General features: G+C 70.8%; 24 protein-coding genes. 10 read left to right on the top strand and 14 right to left on the bottom strand.

The window, feature by feature from the left end; genetic code table 11:
* Positions 1-51 precede the first annotated feature (51 nt).
* Positions 52-921 (bottom strand): polysaccharide deacetylase, encoded by an 870-nt coding sequence (locus AB0I12_RS03755; RefSeq protein WP_359924068.1) that lies wholly within the window; start codon positions 919-921, stop codon positions 52-54.
* Positions 918-2,045 (bottom strand): NADH:flavin oxidoreductase, encoded by a 1,128-nt coding sequence (locus AB0I12_RS03750; RefSeq protein ID WP_359924065.1) that lies wholly within the window; start codon positions 2,043-2,045, stop codon positions 918-920. Before AB0I12_RS03750 ends, AB0I12_RS03755 begins: the two co-directional genes overlap by 4 nt.
* Before the next feature lie 117 nt (positions 2,046-2,162).
* On the opposite strand from AB0I12_RS03750, the gene AB0I12_RS03745 reads away from it, so the two are divergent.
* The gene (locus AB0I12_RS03745; RefSeq protein ID WP_359924062.1) at positions 2,163-2,753 is read left to right on the top strand and encodes a VOC family protein; all 591 of its coding nucleotides are present in this window, start codon (positions 2,163-2,165) and stop codon (positions 2,751-2,753) included.
* Positions 2,750-3,388: an urea carboxylase-associated family protein gene (locus tag AB0I12_RS03740; protein WP_359924060.1), complete on the top strand. Its 639-nt coding sequence runs from the start codon at positions 2,750-2,752 to the stop codon at positions 3,386-3,388. The genes AB0I12_RS03745 and AB0I12_RS03740 overlap by 4 nt, the downstream gene beginning before the upstream one ends.
* On the opposite strand, the gene AB0I12_RS03735 is transcribed toward AB0I12_RS03740, so the two are convergent.
* Positions 3,346-4,908, bottom strand: a complete 1,563-nt coding sequence (locus AB0I12_RS03735) for a helix-turn-helix domain-containing protein (protein WP_359924058.1) — start codon at positions 4,906-4,908, stop codon at positions 3,346-3,348. The genes AB0I12_RS03740 and AB0I12_RS03735 overlap by 43 nt on opposite strands.
* Before the next feature lie 109 nt (positions 4,909-5,017).
* Between AB0I12_RS03735 and AB0I12_RS03730 the strand changes: the two genes are divergently transcribed.
* Positions 5,018-6,436, top strand: a complete 1,419-nt coding sequence (locus AB0I12_RS03730; protein ID WP_359924055.1) for a cytosine permease — start codon at positions 5,018-5,020, stop codon at positions 6,434-6,436.
* A 110-nt stretch (positions 6,437-6,546) separates the two neighbouring features.
* Here the strand turns inward: AB0I12_RS03730 and AB0I12_RS03725 are convergent, their stop codons facing one another.
* Positions 6,547-7,818: an amidase family protein gene (locus tag AB0I12_RS03725; protein ID WP_359924053.1), complete on the bottom strand. Its 1,272-nt coding sequence runs from the start codon at positions 7,816-7,818 to the stop codon at positions 6,547-6,549.
* A 129-nt stretch (positions 7,819-7,947) separates the two neighbouring features.
* Here AB0I12_RS03725 and AB0I12_RS03720 point away from each other — a divergent pair, with 129 nt between their 5' ends.
* Positions 7,948-8,970: a LacI family DNA-binding transcriptional regulator gene (locus AB0I12_RS03720; RefSeq protein WP_359924051.1), complete on the top strand. Its 1,023-nt coding sequence runs from the start codon at positions 7,948-7,950 to the stop codon at positions 8,968-8,970.
* 60 nt (positions 8,971-9,030) lie between these two features.
* Here AB0I12_RS03720 and ftsH read toward each other — a convergent pair whose 3' ends face one another.
* A complete protein-coding gene (gene ftsH / locus AB0I12_RS03715) occupies positions 9,031-11,001 on the bottom strand; it encodes an ATP-dependent zinc metalloprotease FtsH (RefSeq protein WP_359924048.1) in 1,971 nt (656 codons plus the stop codon).
* 58 nt (positions 11,002-11,059) lie between these two features.
* On the opposite strand from ftsH, the gene AB0I12_RS03710 reads away from it, so the two are divergent.
* Together AB0I12_RS03710 and AB0I12_RS03705 are read left to right on the top strand one after the other, a co-directional pair.
* Positions 11,060-11,989, top strand: a complete 930-nt coding sequence (locus AB0I12_RS03710; protein WP_359924045.1) for a nucleoside hydrolase — start codon at positions 11,060-11,062, stop codon at positions 11,987-11,989.
* 76 nt (positions 11,990-12,065) lie between these two features.
* Positions 12,066-12,752, top strand: coding sequence for an ATP-dependent Clp protease proteolytic subunit (locus AB0I12_RS03705; protein WP_359924042.1), 687 nt, complete (start codon positions 12,066-12,068; stop codon positions 12,750-12,752).
* Positions 12,753-12,761: 9 nt separating this feature from the next.
* Here the strand turns inward: AB0I12_RS03705 and AB0I12_RS03700 are convergent, their stop codons facing one another.
* Genes AB0I12_RS03700 through AB0I12_RS03680 form a run of 5 tightly spaced genes read right to left on the bottom strand, consistent with a single transcriptional unit; the run spans position 12,762 to position 16,865 of the window.
* Positions 12,762-13,724, bottom strand: a complete 963-nt coding sequence (locus AB0I12_RS03700; RefSeq protein ID WP_359924039.1) for a zinc-binding alcohol dehydrogenase family protein — start codon at positions 13,722-13,724, stop codon at positions 12,762-12,764.
* A gap of 9 nt (positions 13,725-13,733) precedes the next feature.
* A complete protein-coding gene (locus tag AB0I12_RS03695) occupies positions 13,734-14,096 on the bottom strand; it encodes a hypothetical protein (protein WP_359924036.1) in 363 nt (120 codons plus the stop codon).
* Positions 14,093-14,956, bottom strand: coding sequence for a hypothetical protein (locus AB0I12_RS03690; RefSeq protein WP_359924034.1), 864 nt, complete (start codon positions 14,954-14,956; stop codon positions 14,093-14,095). Before AB0I12_RS03690 ends, AB0I12_RS03695 begins: the two co-directional genes overlap by 4 nt.
* Positions 14,957-14,967: 11 nt before the next feature.
* On the bottom strand, positions 14,968-15,741 hold the full coding sequence (locus tag AB0I12_RS03685) for a citryl-CoA lyase (RefSeq protein ID WP_359924031.1): 774 nt from the start codon (positions 15,739-15,741) through the stop codon (positions 14,968-14,970).
* Positions 15,738-16,865, bottom strand: a complete 1,128-nt coding sequence (locus AB0I12_RS03680; protein WP_359924029.1) for a CoA transferase — start codon at positions 16,863-16,865, stop codon at positions 15,738-15,740. The genes AB0I12_RS03685 and AB0I12_RS03680 overlap by 4 nt, the downstream gene beginning before the upstream one ends.
* A gap of 163 nt (positions 16,866-17,028) precedes the next feature.
* Here AB0I12_RS03680 and AB0I12_RS03675 point away from each other — a divergent pair, with 163 nt between their 5' ends.
* Genes AB0I12_RS03675 through AB0I12_RS03665 form a run of 3 tightly spaced genes read left to right on the top strand, consistent with a single transcriptional unit; the run spans position 17,029 to position 19,760 of the window.
* Positions 17,029-18,477, top strand: coding sequence for an amidohydrolase family protein (locus tag AB0I12_RS03675; protein WP_359924026.1), 1,449 nt, complete (start codon positions 17,029-17,031; stop codon positions 18,475-18,477).
* Between the two features lie 21 nt (positions 18,478-18,498).
* The gene (locus AB0I12_RS03670) at positions 18,499-19,320 is read left to right on the top strand and encodes an IclR family transcriptional regulator C-terminal domain-containing protein (protein WP_359924023.1); all 822 of its coding nucleotides are present in this window, start codon (positions 18,499-18,501) and stop codon (positions 19,318-19,320) included.
* Between the two features lie 8 nt (positions 19,321-19,328).
* Positions 19,329-19,760 carry a VOC family protein gene (locus tag AB0I12_RS03665; RefSeq protein ID WP_359924021.1) on the top strand — a complete coding sequence of 144 codons (432 nt, stop codon included), beginning with the start codon at positions 19,329-19,331 and terminating at the stop codon, positions 19,758-19,760.
* Positions 19,761-19,773: 13 nt separating this feature from the next.
* Here the strand turns inward: AB0I12_RS03665 and AB0I12_RS03660 are convergent, their stop codons facing one another.
* From AB0I12_RS03660 to AB0I12_RS03650, 3 genes are all read right to left on the bottom strand, one after another.
* Positions 19,774-20,226: a hypothetical protein gene (locus AB0I12_RS03660; protein ID WP_359924018.1), complete on the bottom strand. Its 453-nt coding sequence runs from the start codon at positions 20,224-20,226 to the stop codon at positions 19,774-19,776.
* A 17-nt stretch (positions 20,227-20,243) separates the two neighbouring features.
* Complete coding sequence (locus AB0I12_RS03655) at positions 20,244-20,825, bottom strand: sigma-70 family RNA polymerase sigma factor (protein ID WP_359924015.1); 582 nt, start codon at positions 20,823-20,825, stop codon at positions 20,244-20,246.
* A gap of 66 nt (positions 20,826-20,891) precedes the next feature.
* Positions 20,892-23,504, bottom strand: a complete 2,613-nt coding sequence (locus tag AB0I12_RS03650; protein ID WP_359924013.1) for a CHAT domain-containing protein — start codon at positions 23,502-23,504, stop codon at positions 20,892-20,894.
* A gap of 45 nt (positions 23,505-23,549) precedes the next feature.
* Between AB0I12_RS03650 and AB0I12_RS03645 the strand changes: the two genes are divergently transcribed.
* Entirely contained in the window at positions 23,550-24,824 is a 1,275-nt protein-coding gene (locus AB0I12_RS03645) for a S8 family serine peptidase (protein ID WP_359924010.1), read from the top strand.
* Between the two features lie 187 nt (positions 24,825-25,011).
* Here the strand turns inward: AB0I12_RS03645 and AB0I12_RS03640 are convergent, their stop codons facing one another.
* A complete protein-coding gene (locus AB0I12_RS03640) occupies positions 25,012-25,320 on the bottom strand; it encodes a hypothetical protein (protein ID WP_359924007.1) in 309 nt (102 codons plus the stop codon).
* Positions 25,321-25,408: the final 88 nt, after the last annotated feature.

Below are 25,408 nucleotides of genomic sequence, written 5' to 3'. Positions count from 1 at the left end.
CCGGCTGTCGCGCCGCCACGCACTTCGTCCTCCCCCTGGCCGACCAGTCAGTCAGTCGGGGTAGACCGCCGGATCCGCCGTCACAGTGGGCGGAGTCCGGTGTTCGAGGGTTCGGTCGGCGTGCGTGGCGGCGGCCAGATCGCGACAGCGGCTGAAGTGGACGTCGCCGTGAGCCTGGGCGGACTCGATGAATGCGCGCAGCGCCATCAATCGGCTCGGTCGGCCGGACAGGAACGGGTGCAGGCACAGATTGAACAGACAGCGATAGTGCCGCATCGCGTCGAGTTCGGTCCGCCACATCTCCAGCACCTTGAGCGGAGACTCGATGACCGATCCGATCTGCGGTGCGGGAAGGAAGGCGTACTGCTCCCAGTCGTCGAGCGACCAGTGCACCGGCAGTTCCACAACCGGCCGGCCGTCGACTCCCAGCACGTACGGCCGATCGTCGCCCATCAGCGACGAGTCGTACGTCAGCCCGTGTGCCGCGACCAGCTCGAGCGTCACCTGGGTGGCCTCCCACAACGCCGCCCGGTGGCCGGTGATCTCGATGCCCTGGGCATCGAAAACCTCCAGGGCGCGTTCGAAGTCCGCGCGCTCCTCGACCGCGTTCAGCGACGTCGGCGCACGATGGCTGTACGAGTGGTGAGCGACCTCGTGCCCGCGCTCGACGATCGTCGCCGCCAGTCCGGGGCGATGCTCGGCGACCCACCCCGGCACGAAGAACGTCGCCGGCACGCCGAGGTCGTCGAGCAGTTGGAGGATCCGGGGAACGCCGACGTCCGGCCCGTACGCCTGGTGCGACATCGTCATCAGGTGACCGGCATACCTGCGACCCGACGCGAGGATCGGTGTCTCGGCGTCGACGTCGAAAGTGAGCGTGACGACGGCCGCCGCCCCGCCGTGCCAGGTCGCGTCCGTCATGACCGACCAGTCTGCCACTGCTTCGCGTTCGCCAGCGTCACCGAGGGCTGCAACATCGTCCGATCGAACTCTTCCAGCGGCCGCCCGGCGGCCAGCCTGCGCGGCAGGTCCGGATTCGCCAGCGCGCCGTGACCGATCGACAGCACATCGGCGTGTCCGTCGGTCAGCACGCGATCGGCCTGCTCGGGGTCATGCATCCCGCCGTTGGCGATCACCGGCAGTCCGCCGACCCGGCGCGCCAGACCGGTGATGGTCTGCCCGCCCTGCAGGCGGGCGGTCTCCAGCCAGTTGCGGCCCTCGCTCGCGACGTGCAGGTAGTCGACGCCGGTCGCGGCGAGCGTCGAGAAGATGACCTCGGCGTCGTAGGCGCCGCCCGGCCACCGGTACTCGAAGTCGTTCACCTTCGTCTGCGACAGCCGTACGCCGACGACGAAGTCGTGCGGTGTCGCGGCCACCACGGCGTCGGCGATCTCGCCGGTCAGCCGGATCCGGTTCGCGACCGGTCCGCCGTAGTCGTCGGTGCGCTGGTTGGTGTACACGGTCAGGAACTGGTCGAGGAGATATCCGTTGGCGCCGTGGATCTCCACCCCGTCGAAGCCTGCCTCGTGCGCGCGCACCGCAGCGGCCGCGAAGCCGTCGACGATCTCCCTGATCTCCTCGATCGACAGCTCCCGCGGCACAGGCCAGGGGCCCTTGCCGCCGTACTCGGGCATCATCTGACCGAGCGGCTGTACGGCCGACGGCCCAGCCAGGTCGGGGCGATGCGGGTTGCCTTGCGACAGCGCGCCGGCGTGCATCAGCTGCGCGACGATCTTTCCGCCGGCCGCGTGGACCCGCTCCGTGACGGGGCGCCAGCCCTCGGCCTGTTCGGCCGTACTGAGCCCCGGCTGGTTGAAGTAGCCCTGGCTGTACGCCGCGTCCGGGTAGGTGCCCTCGGTGATCAGCAGCCCGAAGCCACCGGCCGCGAAGTCACCGTAGTAGTCGGCCATCTCGGCGGTCGGTAGGCCATCGGGCGAGGCGGAGACCCGGGTCATCGGCGCCACCGCGAGGCGGTTGGCGAGTTCGATGCCGCCGATCCGGGCCGGCTCCAGGGCGGGGTGAACACGAGTCGTTGTCAGATCCATGCCGACAACTTCAGCACTCCGCACCGCGCCAGGCGATGGACCCAGCTACAGCAATCGAATGAGAAGGTGGAGGATCCTCCACTGAACCGCGCGGGCAAACCTGGTTTGGTTACGGGTATGAACGACACCAGCCCGTGGCCGGCCGTGGTCAGCGCCACCGAGCTGTCCAACAGCTTCCTCGGCAACCTGCTCGAGATCTGCTTCGTCACCCGGGACCACAGGCGCACGATGGAGGGCCTGGTCCGCCTGGGCATCGGACCCTGGCGGATCTACACCTTCGACTCGCGGACGGTCACCGAGCGGACGTACGACGGCGCGGCGGCCGACTGGGCGATCAAGGTGTGCTTCGCCGACGTCGGCGACCTGGCCGTCGAGATCATGCAGCCGCTGTACGGACCGTCGATCTTCCAGAAACACCTCGACCGGCACGGTGAAGGAATCCAGCACATCGCCTTCGACGTGGGCGGGCGACCGTGGCTCGAGCGCCTCGCCGAGTTCGCCGGGCGGGGCTTCGAGCCCACGCAGTCCGGCCGGTTCATGGACCGCAACGCCTTCGCGTTCTTCGCGACCGAGGAGGCGACCGGCACCATCTTCGAGACCTACGACATTCCGTCCGGCTTCACCTGGCCCGAACCTGAGGAATGGTTCCCCGGGCCGCCGCCGGCGGGTCAGCAGCCACCGCTTCGCATCCAGGAAGGCGTCTCGTGACACCAATCTCCGTCCGTACTCTCGTCCCGGCGCGAACCGGACGGGCCGTCCAAGTCGACCAGGGCAGCCTGGTGCGGGTCGTCGACGTCGAGGGCCAGCAGGTCGGCGATCTCTTCGCGTACGTCCTGGGGGCGGCGGGCATGACCGGTGAGCACCTGAGCGCCTCGCACACCCGAACCTTCACCAGCCGGCTGTTCCCGGCGATCGGTGAATCCTTCGTGACGAACCGGCGCCGCCCGATCCTGACCCTGGTCGAGGACACCTCGCCCGGCCGTCACGACCTGCTCATCGCGGCCTGCGACGACGCCCGGTACGCCGCCCTCGGCGTACCGGACCACCCCTCCTGCGCCCGCAACCTGCGCACCGCGCTCGGAATCGACGTCGACGTCGTGCCGCAGCCGGTCAACGTCTTCATGCAGGTACCGGTCGGCGCCGACGACACCCTCGACTGGTTGCCTGCGACAACGGCGCCGGGTGACTCGATCACCTTCCGCGCCGAGCTCGACTGCGTCGTCGTGGTCTCCGCCTGCCCCCAGGACCTCACCGTCATCAACGGCAACGGTCCGACGGACCTGGCGATCGACGTACTGCGTCAGCGGGATCGGGACATGTCGTCCGCTTCGAGTGCCAGGTAGAGATCGACCCGGTCCTCGGTGCGGGCGACGTCCCGTCCGGTCAGCTCGGTGATCTTCGCCAACCGGTTACGCAACGTGTTCACGTGCACATGGAGCGCGGCGGCCGTCGCGCCGAACTGGCCGTCATGCGACAGGAACGCCCGCAACGTCGTCTCCAGCTCGGCGGCGCGCAGGCCGTCGTACTCCCGCAGCGGCCCGAGCATGCCGTCCGCGAACCCTCGCAGCGTCCCGGAATCCTGCAGACCGAGCAGCAGACGGTGCGTACCCAGCTGCCGGAACGACGCGACCGCCGTGCTTCCACGGCGCCGCAGGACCTGGCACGCCTCGCGCGACTGCACCAGCGGCCGCCGCAGCTCTCCGGCCGACGCGGCGACATCGCCGACTCCCACCACGGGAGAACGCTCCGGGAACCTCTTGCGCACCGCCGTACACAACTCGTCCGCCAAGCGCGCGACGTCCTGTCGCGGACGCTGCAGGACGGCGACCACGTCCTGACTGCCACCGGCGACGACGACCGCCAGGCTCTGCCGGAGGAAGAACTCGGTGACCGTCTCCGTCAGCCCCGGCAAGGTCGACTCCGTCCCGGCGGCGAAGGCGACGGTGAGTACGACCAGCTCCCCGGACGGGTCGACCCCGAACGCGCGGAGCCGATCGGGAACCTCCGCCGCCCGCTGCGCGCCGGACAGAATCATGTCGAGGAGCTCGCTGGCGAACCGCAGTTCGATCGCCTGGATCGCCTGCTGCTTCGCCACTTCCAGACTGAGGAACCGCGCCGCCTGATCGAGAGCATCCTGCTCCGCCCTGGTCAGGCCGCTCACCGGTCGCAGGCAGACCAGCGCTGCGTCCGTGTCACCGACCGCACCGACCAGGAAGATCGTCGCCCGCCCTTCCTGACCGCCGAGATCCACTTCGAGCGGTGGTGGATGCCTGGCCAGTCCGTCTGCCACGAGCCGGCGCTGCTGGGCCGTCAATGCGACACCTGCCGCCGCCAGCGGCCTCGCCATCCGGTCGACGACGGCCAGCGGCAGATCGTGTTCGCGCCGCAGAACAGCCAGGACGCCGGACGCTCCGGCACCGTGGGAGATCGCCGAGGCCAGCGCGTCACCGCGCCGAACCATGCCGACCAGCGCGTCACGGCGCTGGTCGGCATGGATCGCCGAGGCGGCCTCGGTCACCGCCGTGAACGGCACCTCGATCGAGATCTCCAGCAACGGCATGCCCTGGCGCTCACAGGCGGCGACCAGCTCCGGCGGTGTCGCCGGAGTCTCCTTGCGCAGGCCGAAGACGATGCCGGCGGCGCCGGCTCGCCGAACACTCGCCGCGAACTCCGCCGCGGTCGTCTCCTGCAGCCACAGGCCGTTGGTCAGGACGATCTCACCTGCGCGCACGTAGGGCGACGGGTCCGGCAACTCCGTGTTGTGCACCCACAACGCCTCGCGGCCGAGCGCGCCGGCAGGCCCGGGGACGAGGAGCCGCAGTTCGAGTGCGGGGTTGTCGAGCAACGTCGCCAGACTCAACATGGTGTGAAGTTATCCAATGAGATCCGAAATCGCTAGAGATCTACCTACTGCCTCCGGGAGGTGGCTGCTGGTTTTCTGAGCCAACTCGTTCCCCTGGGAGGCCGTCATCATGACCACACCGGCACCGTCCGAGGCAGTACCGTTCGACGCCCACGGCGTCGCTCCGATCCCGCCGGAGGCGCGGGACTCCACCCCTCGCGAGCAGTTCTGGATCTGGGCCGGCGCCAACCTGGCCCCGATCAACTGGGTGCTCGGCGCGCTCGGCATCACGCTCGGCCTGAGCCTGCTGGAGACCCTGCTCGTCGTTGCCATCGGCAATGTCTTCGGCTGTGCGCTGTTCGGTTTGCTCAACGTCATCGGGCACCGGACGGCGGTCAACCAGATGGTCCTCGGCCGGGCACCCTTCGGCCGGCGCGGAGCAGTCGTGCCGGGAGTGGTCCAGTGTCTGCTGACCATGGCCTGGGTCGGCGTGAACACCTGGGTCGTGCTCGACCTCGTGCTCGCCGTGCTCGCCAAGATCGGGATCACCGGCGGGGCCGGACTGGAGTACCTGGTCGCCGCGGTGATCATGCTCGCCCAGCTCGGACTCGCGCTCTACGGTTTCTACGCGATTCGGACCTTCGAGAAGTGGACCGTCCCGCTCACAGTGCTCGTGATGGCCGCGATGACGGTCCTGGCCTTGAGCAGGACCGAGCTGCACTGGACGGCGGCCACCGCGGCGAGCCCGGCCGAGAAGTTCACGGCGATGACGCAGTTGATGACGGCGATCGGCGTCGGCTGGGGCATCACCTGGCTCCCGTACTCCGCCGACTACAGCCGCTTCGTCCGTCCGGACGTGTCCAGCCGCTCGGTCTTCTTGTCGTCCGCGTTGGGCATGTACGTCCCGACGGTATGGCTGGCCGCGCTCGGCGCCTGTCTGGCCAGCGCGGGGACGGGCAGCGATCCGTCGTCCCTGGTGATCAACGCGTTCGGCGTCATGGCCGTGCCGGTCCTTCTGCTCATCATGCACGGACCGGTGGCGACGAACATCCTCAATCTCTACTCCTGCTCGCTGGCCGCACTGTCGATCGGCATCGACATCGCGCGCTGGAAGCTCACGTTGTTCGCGGGTGCGGTCGCGTCCGCAGTGCTGGTGGTCTTCGTCCGCGCGGACAGCTTCGGGCACGCGTTCGACAACTGGATGGTGTCGATCCTGGTCTGGATCAGCCCGTGGAGTGCCATCGTCGTGGTCGACTACCTGGTGCTGCGGCGCGGCCGGCTGGACATTTCCGGCCTGTACGCCCGCGCCGGCAGGTCGCCGTACGGGCAGTGGAACGCGCGGGCCCTGATCAGCCTCGGCCTCGGGCTGGTCGCCGGGTGGAGCTGGCAGTACGGACTCGTGCCGGTCATGCAGGGCCCGGTGGCGATCGCCATGAACAACACCGACTTCTCCTGGCTCTCCGGCGCGTTGGTTGCCGGAGGCACGTACTACCTGACCGCCCGCCGAGTCGTCGTCCGGTCCCCCCGACTGAGGCTGGAGAGCCAGTAGCCGTTGGGGCCACCTCCCCCACACGGCACGACGCTCGAACGGGCCAAGGGCCGGTCATCGATTGCGATGACCGGCCCTTGCTCGTTCTCCGCCGGCTGCGGTGCCGGCGGCTAGGCCATGGTGTCGATATGGGCCACCGCTGTGAGGACGTGGCGATCTTCGCCCGAGGCGGCCGACAGTTGCAGGCTGGCGGCCGGCCTGCCCGCCGCGCGGACGGGGAGGACGGCACTCGGGCTGTCGAGATAGCTCAGCGCCATGGTGAGACGCAGTGCTCTGCCGTTCAGCTCGTCCTCCGTCTCCGGCGAGGATCTGACCTGCGCCAGGCTCGGCGCGTCGATCTCCACGGGCGGGCTGACCAGGATCGCGCCGCCGAGTTCACGGCGGTACTGCGCCCGCAAGGCGCGCATCGCCTGCCGCAGCGGCGCCGCGGAGCGTTCCCGCGCCCGCGAGCGGGCACGCGCGAGCCGCCGGCGGACCGGTGCTCCGAAGAGATCGGGAACTCGCTCGAAGTGCCGCCCGTACGCCGCCAGCGCCTCCTCCTCGACGATCGCCAGGTGCTTCGCGTGGATCGCCCGGGTCACCTCGAGCGACTCGATCCGACGGCGCACGAACCGGATGCCGAACGTTTGCAGACGCTCGACCGTGCGGTGGAACCGCTCGAGAACGACCCTGTCGCAGCTCTCGAGGTACTCGTCGTGCGGCAGCAGGAACGTCGCCGGACCACCCGGCTCCGGCACCCGCGGTTCGTCGGCAAGCACCGCGTCCGTCGTCAGCAGCGTCGCCGCGTCGACGGCCAGCACCCCGACCGTGTCGAGTGTGGGTGCCAACGGCACCAGTCCCGCGGCCGGATAACGCCCCAGACTCGGCCGGAACCCGAAGATGCCCGTCCAAGCCGCCGGAATACGGGCGGAGCCGGACGTGTCGCTTCCGAGCGCGACCGGCACGACGCCCGCGCGGACGGCGGCCGCCGAGCCGGACGACGATCCGCCGACGATGTGATCGACCCCGGCGCGGCGCACGAGCGGCGTACCGAAGCGGTCGTTGACGCCGAGCCCCGAATAGGCGAGTTCGCTCAGCGTCGTCTTCCCGATGCAGACACCGCCGGCCTCGGCGAGGCGACGCACTGCCTCGGCGTCGCGCTCGGCGGGCGGCCGGCGATCGAAGAACTGCGAGGCTCCGGAGGTCCGGGTCCCGGCGACGTCGAACACGTCCTTCACGGCGTACGGCACACCGGCCAGCGGTCCGCCGGACGCCGTGGCGTGCGCGCAGTCCCGCGCGGCCCGGGCGGGGGTGAGCCGAAGGAAGATGTCCCGGGTGTCACGGGCCGACGCGAGTGCCTGCGCCGCGCGATCGGTCCCGTCGGCGCCCCGGTCGTCGTCCATCCGGCGTCCCTTCCCACGGTGCTACCCAAACGTTTGGGCAATCGGTGTTCAGGACGGTACGCAAACGATTGGGTAGTGTCAATGGTCGAGGCTCGGCACTCCGCCGGGCACGAGGGAGACACCGACCCGATGACCAGGCAGCAGGCGCCGACGTTGCGTACCGTGGCCACGGCCGCGGGAGTGGACGTGTCGACGGTGTCGCGGGTACTGAACAGCGGTGTCCGGGAACGCGAACGCTGGGCGGGCCCGGAGACCGTCGAGCGGATCCTGCGGGCAGCGGCCGAGCTCGGCTACCGCCGGAATCCGCACGGCGCCAGTCTGCGCACCGCGCGGTCCCACCTCGTCGGTGTCGTCGTACCGCGGTTGCAGGACTATGTGCTCGCGACGATCTTCGAGGGCGTCGACCAGGCCGCGGCCGAGCGCGGGTACGCCGCCTTCGTCACGAACTCGCTCGACGATCCCGCCCAACGGGAGGCGCGTGTCGAGCAGCTCCTGGGCCGGCGCGTCGACGGGCTCGTCCTCTGCGACGCCCGGACCGACGACCCGCTGTTGCGAATGCTCGACGAACGCGACGTGCCGTTCGTCCTGGCGCTGCGAACCTCCGGTGATCACGTGGGGGCCTTCGCCGACGAGGTGCTCGGCGGCCGGCTCGTCGCCGAGCACCTGACGGAACTCGGGTACCGGGATCCGGCGGTCGTCGCGGGACCCGGGTACGCCTCGACCGCGAACGACCGCCTCGGAGGTTTCCGCGAAGGACTGCGGGCACGCGGTCTGCCCCTCGCCGACGACCGTGTCGTACGCACAGGCTTCGACGCCGAGGCGGGCCGGGCCGGTGTCGCCGAACTGCTCGCCCGCGGCCCGGTGCCGGACGCCGTCTTCGCGACCAACGACTTCGCGGCGATCGGCGCGATCGGCGCCCTGCGCGACCACGGACTGCGCGTCCCGGACGACGTCGGTGTGGTCGGCTACAACGACACACCGCTGGCCGACAGCCTGCCGGTGCCGTTGACCACCGTCCGCTCCCCGACGCTCGAGATCGGTCGCGCCGCTTTCACCGTCCTCGAACGGCGTCTCGCGGCCGAGCCGTGCGAGTCGCTCAGCTTCACGCCGACGCTGGTCCCGCGCGCGTCGACACAAGCCGTGCAGCGCTGACGGCCGCGGTCAAAAGACCGGCAACTGCTCGACCCAGGCCGGGGCTCGCCGTCGGCGTCGTCAGGTGCGGGAGCTGTGGGTGATGCCGGCGGCGGCGTAGGCGTCGGCCTCGTCGAGGGTCTCGTATTCGAGGAGCTGCTCGGCGATCGAGTCGAGCTTCGGGCGGTTCTCGCGGAGCAGGCGGCGGGCCTCGGCATAGCACTGCTCGATCAGGCGCCGGACCTCCTGGTCGACGCTGTTCAGCAGTTCGTCGGAGACCCCGGCCATCCGGGCGTCGCCCTCGGACGGGAGGACCGAGACCGGGCCGATCAGGTCGGACATGCCCCAGCGGCCGACCATCGACCGGGCGATCCGGGTCGCGGTCTCCAGGTCGCTCTCCGCGCCGGTGGTGACGACGCCGAGCACCTCCTGCTCGGCCGCCATCCCGCCGAGCGCGCCGATGATCCGGCCGCGCAGGTAGTCCACGTCGTACCCGTAGCGGTCCGACTCCGGCGTCGACAGCGTCACGCCGAGCGCCCGGCCGCGCGGGATGATCGACACCTTCCGGACCGGGTCCGCGCCCTTCTGGATCATGCCGAGCAACGCGTGCCCGCCCTCGTGGTACGCCGTCCGCCGCCGCTCCTCCTCCGGCATCACCACGTTGCGCGCCGTGCCGAGCTGGACCTTCTCCAGCGCGTCGGTCAGGTCCCGCTGGGTGATCTGCGACTCGCCCTGCCGGGCCGCGGCGAGCGCGGCCTCGTTCAGCAGGTTGGCGAGGTCGGCGCCGGTCATGCCGGGGGTGGACCGCGACAGCGCAGCGAGATCGGCGTCGGCGGCCAGCGGCTTGCCGCGCGCGTGCACCCTGAGGATCGCCTCCCGGCCCGGCTGGTCCGGCGCGTGCACCGTGATCGTCCGGTCGAACCGGCCGGGGCGCAGCAGCGCCGGGTCCAACACGTCGGCGCGGTTCGTGGCCGCCAGCACTACGACGCCCTCGGTCCCGGAGAAGCCGTCCATCTCGGTGAGGATCTGGTTCAGCGTCTGCTCGCCCTCGTCGTGCCCGCCGACCGACCGGGCGCCGCCGCGGGCGCGGCCGATGGTGTCGATCTCGTCGATGAAGATGATCGCCGGCGCGACCTTCCGCGCCTCGCCGAACAGCTCCCGCACCCGACTCGCGCCGACGCCCACGATCATCTCGATGAACTCCGAGGCGCTCGCGGAGAAGAACGGGACGCCGGCCTCACCGGCGGTCGCCCGCGCGAGCAGTGTCTTGCCGGTGCCGGGCGAGCCGGCCAGCAGCACGCCCTTCGGGGCCCGCGCCCCGAGCCGCCGGTACTTCTCGGGGTCCTTCAGGTAGTCGACGACCTCTTCGATCTCGGCCTCGACCTCGTCGATCCCCGCGACGTCGGCGAACGTCACCCGGACACTGGTCGGGTCGACCGGCTTCTTCTGCTGGCCGCCGCCGCCGAGCAGGCCGCCCAGCCCGCCGCCGGACCGGCTGCGCCGGAACAGCCAGAAGTAGAACGCCGCGATCAGGATGAACGGGCCGAGCGAGATCAGCAGGTTCCACAGCACACCGCGCTGCGCGACCACGGGCGTCGCCCGGACGGTGGCGCCGCCCTTCTGCAGGTCGCCGTACAGATTGTCGTTGGCGAACGTCGGCCGCTCGGTGGTGAACTTCGTGTACGTCTCGCCGCTCTTGCCCGGCACCTCGGCGGCCTCCTTCAGCCGGCCCTCGATGGTGTCGCCGCGGGAGAAGATCTCGGCCACGTTCTGCTTCTGCACCTGAGCGGTGAAGTCGGTGTAGGCGATCGTCTGCTCGCCGCCGGCCAACTGGTCCTGCATCGTGGTGAGCAGGAAGAGCACCAGGTACCCGCCGACGATCCACGCGACCCACTTCCACCACCGCGGCCGGCGCGGCTTGTCGTCGCCGTGCCCGGCCGGCAGCCCCTCGGTCCGCCACGGCTTGTGCGGTGGCCGCTGCGATCCGTTGCTCTTGCGGTCGGCCTGCTCGGGACCGGACTCGTCCTTCGCCGGCGGCTCCTTGTCGCTCATGGAGCCAAACATAGGTGCTGAATCAGCCGGGCCCTAGCAACAACTCATACCCTGGCACATGGTCACACCCCTGATCCTCGACTGCGACCCGGGCCACGACGACGCACTGGCGATCCTGCTCGCGGTCGCCGATCCGGCCGTCGACCTGCTCGCCGTGACGACCGTGGCCGGCAACCAGACCGTCGACAAGTGCACGGTGAACGCGCGGCGTGTGCTCTCCTTGGCCGGGGTCTCGGAGGTTCCGGTCGCGCGGGGCGCCGACCGGCCGCTGGTACGGCGGTTGCGGATCGCCGACGACGTCCACGGCACGACCGGGCTCGACGGCCCGGCCTTCACGGGCGAGCCGTCGGTGCCGGAGTCGCCGCACTCGGCGCACGAGCTGCTGGTCGACGTACTGCGCTCTCGGCCGGCGACGATCGTCGCAACCGGGGCGTTGACGAACGTGGCGCGGCTGCTGGCCGAGGAGCCGTCGCTGGCTCGGAACATCACCGAGATCGTGTGGATGGGCGGATCCACCGACCGCGGCAACATCGCGCCGCTGGCCGAGGCGAACGCGTGCGTGGATCCGGAGGCGGCCGATCTGGTGGTGCGGTCGGGGGTCCCGTTCACGATGTGCGGGCTGAACGTGACGCATCAGGCGCTGGTGACGGACGACGTCCTGGCGCGCCTGGAGCGGATCGGGACGCCGTTGGCGCGGGTCTGCGGCGAGTGGATGACGTTCTTCGCCTCGACGTACCGCGATCTGTTCGGCTTCGAGGCGCCACCGCTGCACGACCCGGTCGCGGTGGCTCGGGTCATCGACCCCGCGATCGTGCACTGCGTCGAGGCCAACCTCGTCATCGAGACCAAGGGCGAATGGACCGCCGGCGCCACGGTGGTGGACCTCGACGGCTACACCGGCCGCCCGCCGAACGCCCGGATCGCCCTCACCCTCGACCGGGAAGCCTTCTGGAACCGCGTCGTCACCGCGATCACCGCCCTCGGCTGATTCGTCTGCTGACAGCGGAACCCCCTTCACCCCGGTCCCCCGCTGCTCCAGGCTGGAGGTGTCGAGGAGGACACACATGGATGCAGAGAACCGGACGATCACTCTGAGCAGCAACGGCATCCCGGGGCCGGGCGTGCCTGGGCCGGGACGGCCGTGGCCGGAGATTCCCGGGGTGCCCGGGGTTCCGGAGCGGACGGCGCCGCAGCCGATTCTGCCGTCCTGGTACGAACCGACATCGATCACGCTGGAGCGGGAGCTCGCCGACCGGCTGCTGGCGGAGCGGGTGATCCTGGTCGGCGGGCGCCTCGACGACGCGCTGGCGAACCACGTCGCCGCGCAGCTGCTCCTCCTGGATGCCCAGAGCAACGATCCGATCAAGCTCCACCTGTCCGCGCCGGATGCCGACCTGGACGCGGCCCTGTCCGTGGCCGCCGCGATCGACCTGATCAACGCCCCGGTCCATGTCGTTGCCCGCGGCACCGTCCGCGGCGCCGCGATCGCCGTACTCGCCGCCGCAGCCCAGCGTGAGGCCCACCGGCACACGATGTTCGTCCTGTCCGCGCCCCACTTCACCGCCGACGGCACCGCGGACGAGCTCGCCGCGCTCGCCGAGCAGCACGAGCGCCTGGCCGCCCGATTCCGCGACCTGATCGCCGAGGCGACCGGACGCCCCGCGGACGAGGTCGCCGCCGACCTCGACGCCGGACGCGTGCTCGACGCCGAAGAAGCTCAGACCTACGGACTCGTCACCCGCCTCGTCTGACGGGGCCGTTCAGATCGTGAGGACGAGGCGACCACTGGTCCTGCCGGTGGACTGGCGGGTCCAGGCGGTGGTGACGTCGGCGAGGGTGACGGTTTCGTAGGCAACGGCGATCGCCCCGACCGCGGCGTGCTGGAGTACGGCGGTCAGCGCGTCGCGGCGCTGGTCCGTGGTGAGGGCGTTGTTCGTGTAGCCGAGCACGCTCGCTGTCCTGCTCCGCAGGACGGACGACGAGAAGACCGCCTCGTCACCCGACGAGCCACCGAGATTCACCAGCCGTCCGCCCGGGGCGAGAACCCGCGAGGCAGCGGTCGCGGCGACGCCGAACACCGGATCGATCACCACGTCGTACGTCGGATCGCCCAGCAGTCTCGTCAGCTCGTCGGTATCCGGGCCGAGCGCGACCACCTCGTCCGCACCCGCCGCCAACGCCCGGTCCCGGGACGCGTCCGACCGGACGACGGCAACGACCCCCGACGCCCCGAGGACCCGCGCGGCCCCGATCGCCACCTGCCCGACCGCACCGCCACCGCCCAGCACCAGGACCCGCTCGCCCGCCTGCATCCGGGCCCGCCACATCAACGCCATCCACCCGGCGACCCCGGACAACCCGATCGCTGCCACCGCCGCGTCCAGCACCGGCACGTCCAGCGCCACCAGATCCTCGTCCGGTACGGCGGCCCGCTCCGCGAGACTCCCGTCGCCCGCCGTCATCCCGGCCGAGGTCGCGAAGAACACCCGGGTCCCCGCGGGGACCGTCGACGACTCCTCGACCACACCGACACCCTGCACACCCGGGACGTACGGAAGCGCCGGCGGGCCGAAGTACGACGTACCGGAGGCACACAGCAGATCGAGCGGAACGATCGGGGCCGCGGTCACCCGGACGATCGAGGAACCTTCACCGGCCACCGGGTCGGGGTGTTCGGCATGCGACGGCGGCTGGCCGTGGGTGTGCAGGACTGCGGCGCGCACGCGGACTCCTCAGGTTGCGATATCGGGGTACGGCAGGGCGTACTGCTGCTGCAGGGCCCGACCGTACGCCTTCTGGTACTCCAGCGGGCCGTGATCCCGCTCGAACATCGCGATGAACAACGTCAGCGTGAGGAACGGATGCGCACCCAGGCCGAACAGCGCGAGGTGGTCGTGGTCGCGCAACGCCCTCCGCTCGTCGTCGGTGAACGCGAGCCAGGTGGACTTCTCCGCGACCGCGCAGTTCAGGATCTCGTTCGCCTTCTCCCGCTCCCACCAGTCCACCGTTCCGGCGGGATCCTCGCGGTAGCGCTCCACCAGCTCCGGGTCCCGGTCGACCGTGTAAAGAAACTTGTCCAGCAGGTACTTACTCATGCCGGCACTCCGTTCGGGTACCAGGTGAAATACGCCTCCATCGTGTGGAACAGGTCGAGCGAGTCCACGTGGTCCGCCTTCGCCCCGGCGCCCGCGACGCCCATCATCAGCATGAAGTCCATGAAGCCGTGCGTCGCATTGCCCGGCAGATGCAGGCTGTCCAGCGTCACCTCGGACAGGCACCCGTCGACGTCGCCGCTCGCGATCCAGTCCACCGCCTTGCGGTCGAACTCCGGGTCCGGGCCGTGCTCGCCGAACTGCCGCGGCCCGCCCAGTTCGAGCGACAGGTGCCCGGTGCCGATGATCGCGACCCGCTTGTCGATCGGCCACGACTCCACCAGCTGCCGGATCGTCCGGCCGAGCTCGACGAACCGGCCGGGCCGCGGCAGCGGGGGTGCGAAGATGTTGGTGTAGATCGGCACGATCGGCAGGTCCGCGTCCGGGCGCAGCGTGATGATCGGGCAGGTGATGCTGTGGTCGATCCGCAGTTCGTTGCTGAAGGCAAGATCGAAGCCGGCGTCCAGGCCGTTGCGCAGGATGTGCCCGGCGAGCTGCTCGTCACCGGCCAGCCGCATCCGGGGCAGGCCGAACTCGCGCTCCTCGTTGTACCAGTTCGCGTCGAAGTACGGCGCCTTGCCGACCAGGAACTGCGGCATGTTGTCCAGCCACAGCTGGTGGAAGTGGTCGCTGCCGACCATCACCAGGATGTCCGGCCGCGCCTTCGTCAGGGTCTCCCGGAAGGCCTCGATCTTCGCCACCCACGTGTCGGCGAACGGCGGGCGGTCGGTGCCGGTGGCGGTGCTCGCCCGGTAGTAGAACGGATGGTGCGTGGAGGCGATCACCGCGGCGACTGTGGCCATGTGGTGCTCCTTCAGGGTTCGACGTACACGGCGTTGCGATCGACGGTCAGGTAGGCGTCCATGCCGATGGGCCTGCGTCGCTCCTCCGCCAACTGGCCGAGGAGTCCGGCGGCTCTGGCCAGCAGGGCGAAGCCGCGCAGCATCTCCACCGGCAGGCCGAGGTCGGCGAGCGCGGCGCCGCACACTCCGGCTCCGTTCAGCGGCAGCTTGCGCCCGAGCACCTGCTCGTGCACCCGGCCGATCGCCTGGAACAGCTTCAGGTGCGGCCCTTCGAGCCCTTCCTCCCGGGCGATGCGAATCAGTACCGGTGTGCGCGGGTCTTCCACCTTGTGCACCGGATGACCCAGCCCGGGGATGTACGTCCCGTTGGCCCGGGACTGTCGGACGAGCTCCAGCGCGAGTGCGTCCCAGCCGGCGTCGTCCGGCGTGACGTGGCCTTGCAGGGCTTCGTGCAGGAACATGGCGCAGTCTTCGGTGACGCCCAGGAAGCGGGAGCCTCCGCCCAGCAGGCCTGCGGCCAAGGCGCCCTGCAATGCGTCCGGCGCCGACAGGTACGTCAACCGTGCGGCAATGGCGGTGGGGGTGAAACCGTGGTCGGCGAGGGCGACCAGGACTGCTTCGAAGACGCGGGTCTCGGACGGTGTCGGGCGGCGCAGGGCGACCAGCCAGAACGCCAACTCGCCGAAGCCGACCTTGCCCATCAGGTCCGCGGTCAGGTCCTGCCCGAGCAGGCGGATCTCGTCGGCGGTCGAGGTCCCGAGCGAGGTGGGGAATTCAGGGCTCATGCGGACAACCACTTCCTCAGCTCGGCGCCGTGTTCATCCAGCTCGGGCGGGGGCAGGCGGTACGACGCCGCGCTGCCGGAGAACGTGATCGGGTTGCGCACCGTCGGGATGTCCCCGACCGTCACCACCGGGTCCAGCCCGATGTCCTCGGCGAACGCGACCCCGGCGTCCACGGTGTTGATCGGCCCGCACGGCACCCCGGCCGCGATGATGTCGCGGAACCACTCGAGCTTGGTCCGCGTCATCAACCGCTCCACGAGCAACGGCCGCAGCTCCTCACGACGGGCCGTGCGCTTCTCGTTCCGGTCGAACCGCGGGTCGTCGGCCAGCTCCGGTACGCCGAGCACCTCGACCAGCTTGCGGAACTGCCCGTTGTTCCCGGCCGTGATGATCAGTTCCCCGTCGGCGCACGGCAGCGGCTCGTACGGGAACAGGCTCGGGTGGCTGTTCCCCATCCGCAGCGGTACGACGCCGCCCGCGACGTACGCGCTCGACTGGTTGACCAGCCCGGACAGCGCCGACGACAGCAGGTTCACCTCGACGTGCTGCCCGCGGCCGGTCTCGTGCCGCAGGTTGAGCGCCGACAGCACCCCGATCGTCGCGTGCAGCCCGGCCATCACGTCGAACACCGAGATGCCCGCACGGTACGGCTCGCCGGACGGGTCACCGGTCAGGCTCATCAATCCGGAGATCGCCTGCACGATCAGGTCGTACCCGGGCAGTGCGGCGCCGCCCGGCCCGGACCCGAACCCGCTGATCGACGCGTACACCAGCCTCGGGTTGCCGGCGGCAACGGTCTCGTAGTCGAGCCCGAACCGCGCCAGCCCGCCCGGCCGGAAGTTCTCCAGCAGCACGTCCGCACGCCGCGCCAACTCCTGCGCGGCGGCGAGGTCCGACGGATCCTTCAGGTCGAGCGCGATCGACCGCTTGTTCCGGTTCACCGCGAGGTAGTACGTCGAGACGCCGTCGCGCACGGGCGGCTGCCAGGACCGGGTGTCGTCACCGCCGGGCGACTCGACCTTCACCACGTCGGCCCCCAGGTCGGCCAGCAGCATGGTCGCGTACGGACCGGCCAGGATCCGGGAGAAGTCGGCCACCAGCAACCCGGAGAGCGGACCCTTCACCTGACCTCCCGGATCTACGGACATCTGTCCGCATTAGTCTCGATCTCCTCGTAGCACCTGTCAACAGGCTCTTGACACCATCGAACTGCGCTCAGATAGTGAGGCTGACCGCCCCGTTGACCGTCATACGGACGTATGTCCGGGCAAGCTCTTGGAGGCAGCGATGACCACAGTGCTGTTGCGGGGCGGGACCGTGCTGACGATGGACGACCACCACACGGTGGTCCCGGACGGCGACGTACTGATCGACGGCGACAAGATCGCGGCGGTCGGGCAGCAGGGGCAACGACTCGACGTCCCCGAGGGCACCCAGGTCGTCGACGCGTCCGGCGGCATCGTGATGCCGGGGATGATCGACACCCACCGGCACATGTGGCAGACCGCGATGCGCGCGTACGGCGCCGACTGGACGCTCACGCAGTACTTCGTCTGGTACTACCTCGAGCACGGCAAGACGTTCCGGCCGGAGGACATCCACGCGGGCAACCTGACCTCGGCGTGGGAGTCGCTGGAGGCCGGCATCACCACGACCGTCGACTGGTCGCACGGGCTGCAGAGCGTCGAACACGCCGAGGCGGCGGTCGACGCGCTGACGGCCGTGCCCGGCCGGTTCGTCCTTGCCTACGGCAACATCCAGGCCGGGCCGTGGGAGTGGACCGCCGATCCGTCCGTGCGGACGTTCCTCGAGCGGTTGCGCGACGACGGCCGGCTCGGTCTGCAGCTCGCGTTCGACGTGACCGGCGATCCGGCGTTCCCGGAGCGGGCCGCGTTCGAGGTCGCCCGTGAGCTCGGGCTCGGCGTCACCACGCATGCCGGCGTCTGGGGTGCGACCAACGACAACGGCATCAAGCTGATGCACGAGAACGGCTTCATGACGCCGCAGAACATCTACGTCCACGCGGCGACCCTGACCACGGACTCGTACCAGCGGATCGCCGCGACCGGCGGTTCGATCTCGGTCTCGACCGAGTCCGAGCAGAGCGCCGGCCAGGGCTACCCGCCGACCTGGCAGGTCCGCCGGCACGACATTCCGGTGTCGTTGTCGCAGGACACCAGCGTCTGGTGGAGCGGCGACCTGTTCAGTGCGATGCGGAGCACCCTCGGCGCCGACCGGGCCCGCGAACACCTGGAGGCGCACATGAAGGGCGCCACCGTGACGCACAGCCATCTGCGCGCCGAGCACGTCGTCGACTGGGCGACCCGCGGCGGCGCCCGCGCGCTCGGGCGCGACGACCTGGGCAGCCTCGAACCAGGCAAGACGGCGGACGTGATCCTGATCAAGAACGACGCGTCACCGGTGTCGTTCCCGCTGATCAACCCGTACGGCCAGGTGGCGTTCCAGGCGCAGCGCGGCGACGTCCACACGGTCATCGTCGACGGCCGCGTGGTCAAGCACGAACACCAACTGGTCGGTTGCGACCTGCCCGCCGTACGACGGGAGGTCGAGGCGACCGTCGACTACCTGCGTTCGACGCTCGGCGAGGAGGCGTGGAAGAGCGGGATGAACCCGGAGCTGCCGAAGGGCGAGGTCCTGGACAACCCGTACCAGTACACCGACTACAAGTCCGACTCCACCCGCGAGGCCCGTGGCACCATCTTCGGTGAGTCGTAGGTCGAGCGGGAGGATCACCAGATGGCAGGGCGCGGCGCGGGTCCGGATTTCGTCGAGGCACTGGCGCGCGGGCTGGACGTGCTCGCCTGCTTCGACGCCGGCCACCGCACGATGTCGCTCACCGAGGTCGCGACCGCGGCCGGTCTGGCCCGGCCGACCGCGCGCCGGCTGCTGCTGACGCTGGAGGAGCTCGGCTTCGTCCGCACCGTCGGCGGGTCCTTCCAGCTCACCCCGAAGGTGCTGACGCTGGGGATGGCGTACGTCGGTTCGCTCGGCCTCTGGGACATCGCGAGACCGCATCTCGAGGCGCTCGTCGCCCGCACCGGCGAGTCGTCGTCGATGGCGCAGCTCGACGGCTCGGACATCGTGTACGTCGCGCGCGTGTCGGTGCCGAAGCTGATCGCGCTCCGCGTCGACATCGGCACCCGGTTCCCCGCGGCGCAGACATCGCAGGGCAAGGTGCTGCTGTCGGCGCTGTCGCCCGACGACCTGGCCGGCGTGCTCGCGCAACCGAGCCGCGCCGGACTCCCGCCGTACATCGGCCGGACCGCGGACCAGTTGCGCGACGAACTCACCGAGATCCGGGCGCGCGGGTGGGCACTCGCGGATGAGGAGCTCGCGCCCGGCGTCCGCTCGGTCGCGGCGCCGGTGCGCGACGGCACCGGCACCGTGCGGGCCGCGATGAACGTGACCGTGCACGCGGCCGAGACCTCGGTCGACAAGCTGCTGCACGATCACCTGCCGCTGCTGCTGCGGACGGCCGGCGACGTCAGTGCGGAGTGGGCGCTGTGGCAGTCCAGGCCGCACGTCGAGGTCGAGCAGCGCGACGAAACGACTGCTTGAATGGAGACATGACTGTTCTCGACTCGCCCATCCCCCGGTTCCACCTCGCGATGCCGGTCGACGACCTGGACGCGGCCCGGCACTTCTACGGCGAGGTCCTCGGCCTCGAACAGGGCCGCAGCTCGCAGACCTGGATCGACTGGAACCTGCGCGGCCACCAGTTCGTCACGCACGTCGCACCCGAGCGGGCGCAGCGGATCCACAACCCGGTCGACTGCCACGACGTACCGGTGCCGCACTTCGGGCTGATCCTGACCGTCGAGGAGTTCCGGACCTTCGCCGAGCGGCTGCAGGCGGCCGGCACCACGTTCGTCATCGAGCCGTACGTCCGGTTCCAGGGCCAGACCGGCGAACAGTGGACGATGTTCTTCCTCGACCCGGCCGGCAACGCCCTGGAATTCAAGGCCTTCGCCGACGACTCCCAGGTCTTCGCCGCCTGACTCAGGTCGCCGGCTAGGGCGTGATCCAGCCGGTCAGGATCGTCGTGCCGGAGCCGGTCTGGCAGACCAAACGGTACGGCACGGTCGGCGGCGGGCCGAGGACGAAGAAGCCGAGTTCGTCGATGTCCGCGGTGGCCAGTTCGCCGCCGTCGCCGCGGGCCGTGACCGTGCCGACGGCGGGCGGGTCGAGCTGTCCGAGGACCGCGTCCGGCGTCAGCTCGAGCTCGACCGTCCAGCCGTCCGAGGCGAACGTGAGCGACCGCAGGATCGCACTCTCCGACCGGATCGCCACCGGTTCCAGCGCGGAGTCGTAGGTGAGCGCCGCCAGCTCGGCGTCGATGGACCGCCACGCGAACGCAGCCTTGCCGGCCTCGACGAAAGCCGACGGCACGTCCTCGGCGGAGGCCAAGGCCTCGCGCAAGGCCGCGATCAACTTCTCGTCGTCGTGCCATTCGGGATCCATCACGGGTCTCACCTCCTCGTTCATTCGTCGTTCGGTCCGGGGCCGTCGGCCGCCAGCAGGGCGAGCGCCGGGGTCTGCCGCAGCCGGGTCAGGCAACGCGCCCGGTTCGGCCCGATGCTGCCGACCGGCAAGTTCAGTCGCCGGCTGATCTCGTCGTACGGCGCCGGCGGGTCCTGCATCAGCAACGACAGCAACTGCTGGCATTTCCGCGACAGCTCGCTGAACGCGGTGCGCAGGATCGCGCCGCGTTCGTGCCGCAGTACCTCTTCCTCGGCGATCGCCTGCTCAGGGATGTCGGGCGACTGCAGGAGGTCGACCGGCTCGACCCGGCTGGTCGCACGGATCAGCCGGAAGCACTCGCGTTGCGTCGTGGTCGCGATCCAGCCCGGCAGCGCGGCCGGCTCGCGCAGACCGGGCAGGTGCTCGACCAGCCGCAGCCACACGCTCTGCCCGACGTCGTCGATGTCGGGCTGGGTCAGGCGATACCGCCTGCACACCGAATAAACGAGCGGCGCGTATCTCTCCACCAGCTCGTCCCAAGCATTCTTCTCGCCGTCCCTGGCCCGGATGACCAGGTCGACGACTGTCGGATCGTCCCGCATGCCGTCCCCCTTTCCTCCGGACCGCTCTCTTACTGATACAGAGCGGTTCGGACCACTGCTGATACATCATGCGCCGAGCGCGACGAACGACCGGCCGGCGGCGTCGGCGACCGGGTCACCTCCTGTCCCGTGACGCGCCGCGGCGTACGCGGCAGCCAGCGGTTGGCCCGCCCGCAGGTTGTCGTGCAGCGCGAGCATCAGCGGAGCGGTCGCCGGGTCGTTCACCGGTACGACGCTCGCGAGAATGCCGGCCGCGCCCAGCGGGATCAGGCTGCTGCTCAACCCGAGCAGCTCGTCCGCGCCCACCGGCTTCGCGAGGCCGGAGTCGCAGCTCGACAGCACCATCCGGTACGGCGCCCGGCGCAGCCGCTCGAAGTCGTACACCGTCAGCGGCCCGTCGTCGAGCCGCAGCGACGAGAACAGCGGACTGTCCGAGCGGAACGTGCCGTGCGCCGCGATGTGCGCGATCCACGCGCCGTCGAGCTCGCGCAGCACGTTCTCCGCGGTCGCGTCGCCGTCGGCCAGCACGGTCGCGTCCGGATACTCCTTGGCCAGCCGCAGCACCTCGGCACGACCCGAGGACAGCCCGGGACCGAGGACCAGCACGACCCGGCGGTCCGACGGCGGGCGCAACCTCTGCGCGCGCAACCAGGTCGCCGCCGACGGCACCACGTTCACGGCCCGATCGGCCAGCCCCGGCACCAGTCCCCAGGGCAACGCGTGCAATCGACCGGGCGGAACCATCACCACGTCCCGATCCCCCAGCAACTCCTGTGCCGGGCCGAGAATCGCGTCCCCGAGCCGAGCCCCCAACACCTCGAGCGATGGCCCCGCATGCCGCGCCGGGCCCTGGGTGCTGCCGGGGCGGGAGCGGCCGTGGGCCAGCCGCCGCAGACGGAATCGGGACCGCTCGACCTCGAGCGCAGCCGCCGCGAGCGGACCGACCTCGTGTCTGGTGATTCGCCCGTTCCGCACCACCACCGCGTGCAGTACGCCGTCCACCTCGACCAGCTCCACCAGCACGGTCTCGCCCAACGCCGCCACCAACTCGTCGACGTCGAACCGCCAAGCGCCGGCCCCGTTGCCACCCGCGGCCCGCAACGTCCGATCGCGAACCGCCTTCTCCAGGCGCCGGCGTTCCTTGTCCAGCGCGGGATCCGGTGCCGCCTCCAACCGCCGTACGACGTCGCGCAACGCGGCCAGCTCACCGACCAGCTGCTCGTCGTCGGGCGGCCGCACGGGCGGTACGCCGAGCGCCGTCGCGCGCCACCGCTCACCCCAGCTGAGCAACCGCCGCGGATCGTCGCGCCGCAGCGCGTCCCGCAGCGCCAACTCCGCCAGCTCCGCACCCTGACCGGTCGCCAACGCCCGCAGCTCGGTCGCACCCATCGCCAGCCGGTGCTCGTCCAACGCGTCCAGACCACGGGCACACGCCGACAACATGCCGCGCACCTCACCCCGGGCCTCGGCGCGCAACGCCTTCCCCAACCAGGCAGCGCTCCGGGCGATCGGCGGCGCGTCCTTGCTGTGCCGTCCGGCCAGCTCCAGTTGCCGATCCGCCGCCCGCGCACGGCCCGCGGCCAACGCCAACCGGCCCGCGAGCAGATGCGCGGCCGACGCCTCGGACGCGCCCAACGCGTCCAGCCGGGCCGCCACCGCACTCACCCGGCGCAGGAGCGGCTCGCCGCGCTCGCCCGACTGGTACCGCGCCTCGAGCAGCACCATCGACGAACGCACCGACCACCACTCCCGCCGCTGCGCCGAGAACAACCGCCGGGCCTGGTCCGCCCGCTCCCGCGCCGCCGCCGGATCGCCGGCCGCCAGCGCCGCGGTCGCCGCCGCGAACCACAGCTCGCCGCGTTTGGTCGCCGTACCGCCCTCGGCCGCGATCGCCTGGTCCATCTCGGCCAGCGCCTCCGCGCTGAGACCAGCGGCCAGCAGCACGCCGCAGCGATCGATCGCGAGGTCCGGCCAGACGACACCGACCGCCGCGAAGCGCCGGCCCGCTTCGTCCAGATACCGCAGCGCGGCCGGCAGGTCGCCTCGCGAATACGCGACCAGTCCCCGGTTCTGCCGGGCTTCGGCGTACTCGAACTCCTGTCCCGTCGCGGCGTACAGCTTCTCCGCGACCGCGAAATCCGCGTCCGCCCGCTTGGTCCCGCCGAGGGCGAGTTGGATGAATCCGCGATAGTTGCGCGACCGCGCCTCCCAGACCTGGTCGCCCGACCGCCGCAGCCGCGTGATCGCCGAGCGCAGATCCTCGAGCGCCTCGCGGTGCCGCCCGAGCACCAGCAGTACGTCGGCGCGCCGTAGCAGCACCCGGCCGGTCAGGGCGCCGCGACTGAGGTCGACCGCGCGATCGAGCCGCGCCAGTCCCTCCCGGCTGCGCCCGGCCCGGCCGAGCGTCGCGCCCAGCGTGGCAAGGACATCCGCCTCCCGCTCCGACCGCCCGGACTGCTCGGCCAGCCGCAGCGCGGTACGCAACTCCCGGACCGCCCGCGGCACGTCGCCGAGCTGCCTCAGGCCGATGCCCCAGGCCTGATGCGCGATCGACGCCTCGACCTGCGGCGGACCGCCGGCCAGCAGGGTCCGCGCGGACGCGATCGCGTCGTGCGGGCGCGACAACGCGAGCGGCAGCAGATTTTCTGCTGCCTCAGCACTCCCCCCTGCCGATGGCACTCTGTAATCATATCGACCATTCATGCATCTGGGGGAAGGAACGAAATGGCGGATCAAACGAGTGAGAGAAAATACATCTCTCAGATCGAGCTGATTCTGGAGGCGTTCGGGCGCGAGGTCGCGGTCCATCCCGAGGACTGGGAGAAACGGCCGGAGGGGGCCGACTACCTCTACCGGACCGGGGTGGTCCTGGTCCGCGACGAGGACGTTCAGCGGGTGGTCGAACTGTTCCGGGGCGGCCGGCCCGACGAGGGCGGGATCGGCGGTGTCACGCGGCTGCTGCTCCCGGAGGAGGTGCCGCCGGACGCGCCCGAGGACCGGTCGCCGACGCAGCGGTTCCTGAAGTACGCCGACCTGCGGCTCGGCCGCGGCGTGGTGACACCGGAGCACCTGTTCTACGTGACGCCGAGCGTCAGCCCGTGCCCGGCGACCGAGCCGGAGGAGGTGCCGCCCGGGATCCCGCCGGACCCGGTGCTGCCGACCCCGTTCCTGACCGCAGGCGCCGCGGACGGTCGCGGCGTCAAGGTCGTCGTCCTCGACGTCGGCTGGTCCGACGCGCCGGCGGCGTACTGGCTGGCCGGGGTGACCGGCGATCCGGAGAACGCGTTCGACGGCTCCGGGCGGATCCGGCCGTACGCCGGGCACGGGACCTTCATCGCCGGCGTCCTGCGGGCGATCGCGCGGAACGTCGAGGTCGTGGTGAAGAGCTACTTCACCAGCGCGGGCGCGATGTGGGAGTTCGATCTCGCGCAGGCGCTGGACGAGGTGCTCGACCTGGCGCCGGACATCATCAGCCTGTCGGCCGGGACCCGGACCCGGTTCGACCTGCCGGCGCTCGGCCTGGACGTGTTCGTCCGGACCCGGCTGGACCGCGTCAACGGCCTCACGCTGGTCGCCGCGGCGGGCAACGAGTCGTCCAGGGACTACTTCTGGCCGGCCGCGTTCCCGGAGGTCGTCGGCGTCGGCGCGCTCGCCGAGAACGGGCGGGACCGGGCGTCGTTCAGCAACTTCGGCGGCTGGGTCGACGTCTACGCACCGGGCGAGCACCTGGTGAATGCGTTCCTCACCGGCGACTACGAGTGCACCGAACCGCCGAACACCGGCCAGCTGCGCTCGTTCCAGGGCATGGCCCGCTGGAGCGGTACGTCGTTCGCGACGCCCCTGGTGGCCGGCCTGATCGCCGGCCGGATGTCGGTCACCGGTGAGAGCGCGAAGCAGGCGTCCGACGCGCTGCTGGCGTTCGCGCTGACCCAGCCCGAGCCGGGCGTCGGGCCCGTTCTGCACGCCGGGGACGCGCTCGCGTCGCTCGGCACGCCCTGACCGGCAGCCCGTTCACACGCCGACGCGGTGCGGACCTCCGGCCTGACCACCGAACCACCGCACCGCGTCAGCATCCCCCTCTGCACCCTCGTCCCGTCCTCCCCCCTGCGACGGCCCGAGGGCTTGCCCCCACTTCTGCGGAGTCACCCTCGGTGCGGGTTGATACACCGCTCAACCAGGAAAGTTTTCAACGAGCCGGCGGCTGCGGCTGCTCACAAAGGAACGGCGCCCGGTGGCCGCCCGAGTGGTAGTGGTACTGCTTCCCGCCCGCCTCCAGCACGGTCCGGTTTCCGGGCACCAAGGCCTGGGTGTAGTGCATCCCCGGCTCCGGGCAGCCGAGGCTGCCGTCCGGCCAGGTCACGTCCTCGGAGCTGACCACGGTGACAGCGGCGGCGTCGACACCGAGCCGCTTCACGAGGTCGGCCTTCGCCTGGTCGGCTACCCCGCCACCCGGGCTCGCGGGTCCGGAACTGCTGCTACTGCTGCTCGGCGTCATCGACGGTTGTCCTCCTGTCGGGGCTTCATTGCCACATGCAACCAGAAGCACGGCCACGGCGACCATGCCCGCCGTCCTGCCCGCCACC

It is taken from the genome of Kribbella sp. NPDC050459, from assembly GCF_040655315.1.
GTDB lineage: Bacteria > Actinomycetota > Actinomycetes > Propionibacteriales > Kribbellaceae > Kribbella.
The sequence above is the reverse complement of the archived record's forward strand: the minus strand, read 5'-3'. Positions and strand labels throughout refer to the sequence as shown.